This is a genomic window from Mesorhizobium sp. M7A.F.Ca.CA.004.12.1.1 (assembly GCF_003997835.1).
Classification (GTDB): Bacteria; Pseudomonadota; Alphaproteobacteria; order Rhizobiales; family Rhizobiaceae; genus Mesorhizobium.
This window is the reverse complement of sequence record NZ_RZRK01000466.1, coordinates 1-4,987: the sequence shown is the minus strand read 5'-3', so window position 1 is coordinate 4,987 and position 4,987 is coordinate 1. Positions and strand designations below refer to the sequence as shown.

The window sequence follows — 4,987 nt, the reverse complement described above, 5'->3', positions numbered from 1 at the left end:
GTTCCCAAGGATGCGGCCGGCCAGGTGCTGGCCATGGTCGAGGAGCCGGGCAAGCCGGCCGCATCCTTGGGAACCGAAACCACGGCGGTCTGCACCGAGGGCGTTACGACATCGCCCGTGGTCGCGCGCAGCGCGATCGTATAATCACCGGGCTTCAGCGGATCGTCGAGAATGATAACGAAGGCGCCATCGGGACCAGCGACCGTCGAGCCAAGCACCGTCGAGCCGTTGAGGATCTCGACCTTGGCGTTGGGCGCCGCATTGCCGGCGACGACAATCGAGCCATTGCTTTCGACGCGCACGACATCGAAGGACGGTGCGACCGGACCGGCCGCAGCCGGCGCCGCCGCGTCCGCGGCCGGTGCGGACGGTGCCGTTGCCTGGGGCACCGCGGCGGGAGCCGCAGGGACCTCCGCGGCGGGCAGCCGCGCTTCGGTGCCGGGATCGGCCGATTTTGGCGCTGCGGGCGGCGTCTGCGCCGCCACTTGCGCCGGCGGCGTGGGATTGAGATACGGGTCGAGTGCGCCCGATACATAGGCGGTTCCCGCGGCCGCGACGGTCCCACCCGCCGCGAACAGAAACGCCTTCAGTGGATTAATCGCCATACTTCCCTACCCCTTAGCCACCTAACGCCGGTCTAGCCTGTTTTACCAATACCGACAAGAAAAAGCCCGGACTTGTTAACTCTTGGGGCTTGACCCGGCTTTCAGACCCAATCACCAATCATCGGCATGAACACGATTCGATCCGTCTGCGTCTATTGCGGCTCGTCTCCGGGCCGCGATGAAACCTATATCAAGGCCGGACACCTGCTCGGACGCTCGATTGCCAAAGCGGGACTGCGGCTGGTCTATGGCGGCGGCACCAAGGGCATTATGGGTGCTGTCGCCGAAGGCGCGCTCAAGGCCGGCGGCAAGGTAACGGGCATCATTCCGCGCTTCCTGATCAACAAGGAAGCGAGCGAAACCGCGCTTGACCGGCTCGATGAACTCTTCATCACCGACAACATGCACGAGCGCAAGCACAGGATGTTCGAGAAATCCGACGCCTTTGTGGCGCTGCCGGGCGGGATCGGCACGGTCGAGGAGATCGTCGAGATCATGACCTGGGGGCAGCTTGGCCATCATCGCAAGCCGATCGTCTTCGCCAATGTCAAAGGATTTTGGGATCCGATGCTGGCGTTGCTCGATCACATGGCCGCCGAAGGCTTCATCCACACCGCACAGCGGGTCAAGCCGCTGGTCGTCGACGACCCTGAAGCGATCGTCGCCGCCATCATGGTGGCAGGATCGTCCGTCGATGCTCCGACCGAGGGCGTGCAGTCGGTGATCGACAAAATGTAGGGGAGTAAGAAAATACGGCAGTAAGGCAGTATGTGAATTGCCTGGAGTGTCCTGCCCTACTGCCCTACTGCCCTACTGCCCTACTGCCCTCTTCCTCCGCAGCCTGCCGCAAATCGGCAATCACCGCCCGCCGGTCTTGACGCCGCCAGGCGAGATGGAGTGAAACCGTGCGGTCGAACCACGGCAGGTCGCGAAACACGATCCGCGGCGGCGCAGCGGAACGCAGGCTGGCTTGCACCGTCGCCAGGCCGAGACCTGCGCTGACAAGGCCAAGCGAGGTTAGCGGATCCGCCGTTTCATAGGCGATGTCGGGCAAAAAGCCGGCTTTGGCGCAGGCGGCAAGGAACTGGCCGCGATTGGTGTCGTCCGGCTGGCGCACGACGGTGATCCAGGTGCGACCGTCAAGGTGATGCGGCCCAACCTCTGGTATTTGAACAAGCGGATCATCTTCGGGGATCGCCAGCACCAGCGGCTCATGCCGCAGCGCCATGGCGGCGACATCCGGGTCGTCATCAGGTGGCGGCGAGTAGACAAAGCCCAGATCCAGCGACCGCTGCCGTAGCCCTTCCAACTGCGCCGCCGAACGCAGGCTTCTCAGTTGCAAGTGGAAATCCGGCCGGTCGCGACGGAACTGGCGCAGCATCCCGGCGACAAGCCCGGCATGAACGGCGCCTTCGACATAGCCGATGGCGAGCCGACCGACGGCGCCGCTGGCCAGGTTTCGGCCGAACTCCTCCAAACGTCGCGCACTGGACAGCAGGGCGCGGGCCTCGGTGAGGAAGGCGCGCCCCTCGGCGTTGAGATGGACCCGCTGCTTCGATCTTTCAAAGAGGGAAACACCCAACTGCTCCTCGAGCTGGATGATCTGCCGGCTGAGTGGCGACTGGGAAATATGCAGCATCTCGGCGGCGCGCCCGACATTGCCGGTTTCGGCGACGGTGACGAAATACCTGATCTGGCGCAGGTCGAACATTTTTTCTCCAGGCTCCAGTCCCCCGAGGTCTCAACTTTAGCCTAACCAGTCTTAGACAGTCTGACCAGCGGGAGCGATAGTTCGGCCATCCAACCAAAGCAGACCGCCATGCAGTTCTTTGCCCTTCTCACCCGCAACACCGAAAAATTTGCCGATGCCGATTTCGCTCCGCTTCTGCCCGGCGAAGCCGAACAGCGGCGCACGCTCTATGCCGAAGGCGCGGTACGCCAGGTGTGGAACCGAGGCGACATCCCGGGCAGCGGCATGATGCTCGAAGCCGCCGATGATGCAGAGGTTCGCGGCCATCTCGCCACCTTGCCGCTGGTCAAGGCCGGCATGATGGACATTGCCGCAATCGTGCCCCTCAAGCCCTACCCCGGCTTCGGCCCGAAGCACTGACCGGGGCACAATCCGGGGTGGCGAAGGCGTCACCACCGGATTGACGTGGGTGATCGACAGACCGTGATCGGCTGTCAAGAAACCGTCACACCGAACCGGGTTCGCTCGTGCTAGAAATCAAGGCCAGGCAGCCGCCGTGCGGTGCCATTTCGGAACATGCATCTGGCACCGCCCATGGATATCACTCTCGCCCCGGAAGGCACCGACCTGTCGCCCTACCTGCCCGACGAGCACGGATTGTTCTTCATCTATCATTTCACCGCTGAGGGCGTGCGAACCAGGGACGCCACCGCCGCGCACTGGACATGGCGCAGCTACCAGCTTTCCGACATGCGGGCCCGCCATGAGATCGGCGCCGATCAGGCTTTGCCGGCACCGGTGCGCGAAGCTTTCCTGTCCGCCAGCCATGGCTGCCACATCGACCTCGAGGACGACTGGCTCTATGGCGATCTGCCGGACCTGCGCCATGACTATTCGGCGGAAGCGGGCGGGCTTGGCCATTTCCGCTTCGCGCTCAACGACACGATGCTGGTCGGCGCCCGCAAGCAACCGCTGCAGTCGGTCGACAACATCCGCAAGGCGATCGAGAATGGATCGCGCAAGTTCCGCTCGCCGGCCGAGTTGATCGAGGCGGTTGTCGGCCAGTCTTTTGACGGCATGGTGGCTGAACTTGCGGCACTCGGCGACAGCCTCGACGGGATCGAGGATCGCATCGTCTGCGACGCATGGCACAATGAACGGCAATCCCTCGTCGACGCGCGCCGGCATCTGGTTGTGATCCACAGGCAGATGGCGACGTTGACCAATCTGTTTCGCCATCTCGACCACTCGCACCGTAACGACCTGCCCGACAGCATCAACGACATGGCCGCGCGTCTTTCGCACAGGGCGCAGACGCTGCACTATGATGGCGAACAATTGCAGGCACGCGCCCGGCTGTTGCAGGACGAGCTTATGGCCAAGCTGACGACGCAGTCGAACCGGCTGCTGTACGTACTGTCGGTGATGACGGCGGTGCTGTTGCCAATGACCATCATCTCGGGCCTGTTCGGCATGAATGTCGGCGGCTTGCCGCTGGTCGACACGCCAATGGGCTTCTGGGTGGTGACGGCGGTAGCGATGGTGATCGCGGGCGCGACCTATCTCTTTGTCAGGCGGCTCGGACAGATGTAACGCCCGCCCGGCGACTTTCACGCCGAGGCGCGAAGATCCTCGATGACGGTGCCGGCGGCGGCGGCTTCCGCTTCGTGGTCGGGCTCGCGCCAGGTCTCGGCCAAGCCAGCCGCATACCATTCGCGCATCGCCGGCAGGGCAAGCAATTGCGCTGGATAGGCTGCAGCCGCACCCTCGAAGGAGAGCCCATAGGACTGGGCGCGGAACGCCACCGGGGCAAAGAAAGCGTCGACGGCGGTAAAATGAGCGCCGGCCAGAAACGGCCCGCCGAAACGGGCAAGGCCATCGTTCCAGAGATCGCCGAGGCGAAAGATGTCCTGCTTCAGCGCATCGGACATCGGGAATGGCTTTACGCGCACGCCGCAACTCATCGGGCATGCCCCGCGCAATGCGGTGAAGCTCGAATGCATCTCGGCGGCGGCCGAGCGTGCCCAGGCGCGCGCCTTGGCCTCGACAGGCCACACGCCATGGTGGCGTTCGGCCAGATATTCGACGATGGCCAGCGAATCCCAGACCGCCCAGCCATCGTCGATCAGGCACGGCACGCGGCCGCTCGGCGAGAAGGGCCGGTACAGATCCCAACTCGATGCGGTCGGGAATGGCGTCAGCCGTTCCTCGAACGGGATGTTCAGCTCTCGCATCAACACCCAAGGCCGCAGCGACCATGAGGAATAATTTTTGTTGGCGATATGCAGCAGGTACATAGGGGATCCTTACCTTGCAGCCGGCACCGCCGGCCGGATCTCGCGGCCACGGAACATCGACCAGGAATACATCGCGAGCGCTGTCCAGATCAGGCCAAAGGCAATCGCCTGGGTGGTGCCGAAAGGCTCGTCGAAGATCAGCACGGCGATCAGAAACACAATGGTCGGCGCGATGTACTGCATGATGCCGATGGTGGACAGCCGCAGCAGCCTCGCGCCGAACGCAAACAGCAGCAGCGGGATCGATGTGACCGGACCGCAGCCGATCAGCAATGCCGTATCGGTGCCACTGCTGGATAAGATGTGGTCCTGTTCGGTCGCGATGAGATAGACGATGTAGCCAAGCGCCGGCACCGACAGCAGAAGGACTTCGAGCAAAAATCCCTGGCTCGGTC

The 4,987-nt window shown here is 63.5% G+C and carries 5 protein-coding genes and 2 pseudogenes; 3 read left to right on the top strand and 4 right to left on the bottom strand.

Annotated elements, in window-relative coordinates:
- Nucleotides 1-605: pseudogene (locus EN984_RS22625) on the bottom strand (peptigoglycan-binding protein LysM); the annotation flags it as partial.
- 126 nt (nt 606-731) lie between these two features.
- On the opposite strand from EN984_RS22625, the gene EN984_RS22620 reads away from it, so the two are divergent.
- Nucleotides 732-1,343, top strand: coding sequence for a TIGR00730 family Rossman fold protein (locus tag EN984_RS22620; RefSeq protein WP_127268242.1), 612 nt, complete (start codon nt 732-734; stop codon nt 1,341-1,343).
- A gap of 64 nt (nt 1,344-1,407) precedes the next feature.
- Here EN984_RS22620 and EN984_RS22615 read toward each other — a convergent pair whose 3' ends face one another.
- Nucleotides 1,408-2,316 (bottom strand): LysR substrate-binding domain-containing protein, encoded by a 909-nt coding sequence (locus EN984_RS22615; RefSeq protein WP_206517463.1) that lies wholly within the window; start codon nt 2,314-2,316, stop codon nt 1,408-1,410.
- 108 nt (nt 2,317-2,424) lie between these two features.
- Between EN984_RS22615 and EN984_RS22610 the strand changes: the two genes are divergently transcribed.
- Both EN984_RS22610 and EN984_RS22605 read left to right on the top strand, forming a co-directional pair.
- Nucleotides 2,425-2,715, top strand: a complete 291-nt coding sequence (locus tag EN984_RS22610; RefSeq protein ID WP_127271666.1) for a muconolactone Delta-isomerase family protein — start codon at nt 2,425-2,427, stop codon at nt 2,713-2,715.
- 174 nt (nt 2,716-2,889) lie between these two features.
- The gene (locus tag EN984_RS22605; RefSeq protein WP_128310068.1) at nt 2,890-3,888 is read left to right on the top strand and encodes a transporter; all 999 of its coding nucleotides are present in this window, start codon (nt 2,890-2,892) and stop codon (nt 3,886-3,888) included.
- A 17-nt stretch (nt 3,889-3,905) separates the two neighbouring features.
- Here EN984_RS22605 and EN984_RS22600 read toward each other — a convergent pair whose 3' ends face one another.
- Both EN984_RS22600 and EN984_RS22595 read right to left on the bottom strand, forming a co-directional pair.
- Nucleotides 3,906-4,592, bottom strand: coding sequence for a glutathione S-transferase family protein (locus EN984_RS22600; RefSeq protein WP_127271665.1), 687 nt, complete (start codon nt 4,590-4,592; stop codon nt 3,906-3,908).
- A 9-nt stretch (nt 4,593-4,601) separates the two neighbouring features.
- Nucleotides 4,602-4,987: pseudogene (locus EN984_RS22595) on the bottom strand (EamA family transporter RarD); the annotation flags it as partial.

Bases quoted from the DNA above. Each gene is read 5' to 3' on its own strand.
- EN984_RS22615 (WP_206517463.1), bottom strand. From the start codon at position 2,316: ATGTTCGACCTGCGCCAGATCAGGTATTTCGTCACCGTCGCCGAAACC.
- EN984_RS22605 (WP_128310068.1), top strand. From the start codon at position 2,890: ATGGATATCACTCTCGCCCCGGAAGGCACCGACCTGTCGCCCTACCTG.
- EN984_RS22620 (WP_127268242.1), top strand. From the start codon at position 732: ATGAACACGATTCGATCCGTCTGCGTCTATTGCGGCTCGTCTCCGGGC.
- EN984_RS22600 (WP_127271665.1), bottom strand. From the start codon at position 4,592: ATGTACCTGCTGCATATCGCCAACAAAAATTATTCCTCATGGTCGCTG.
- EN984_RS22610 (WP_127271666.1), top strand. From the start codon at position 2,425: ATGCAGTTCTTTGCCCTTCTCACCCGCAACACCGAAAAATTTGCCGAT.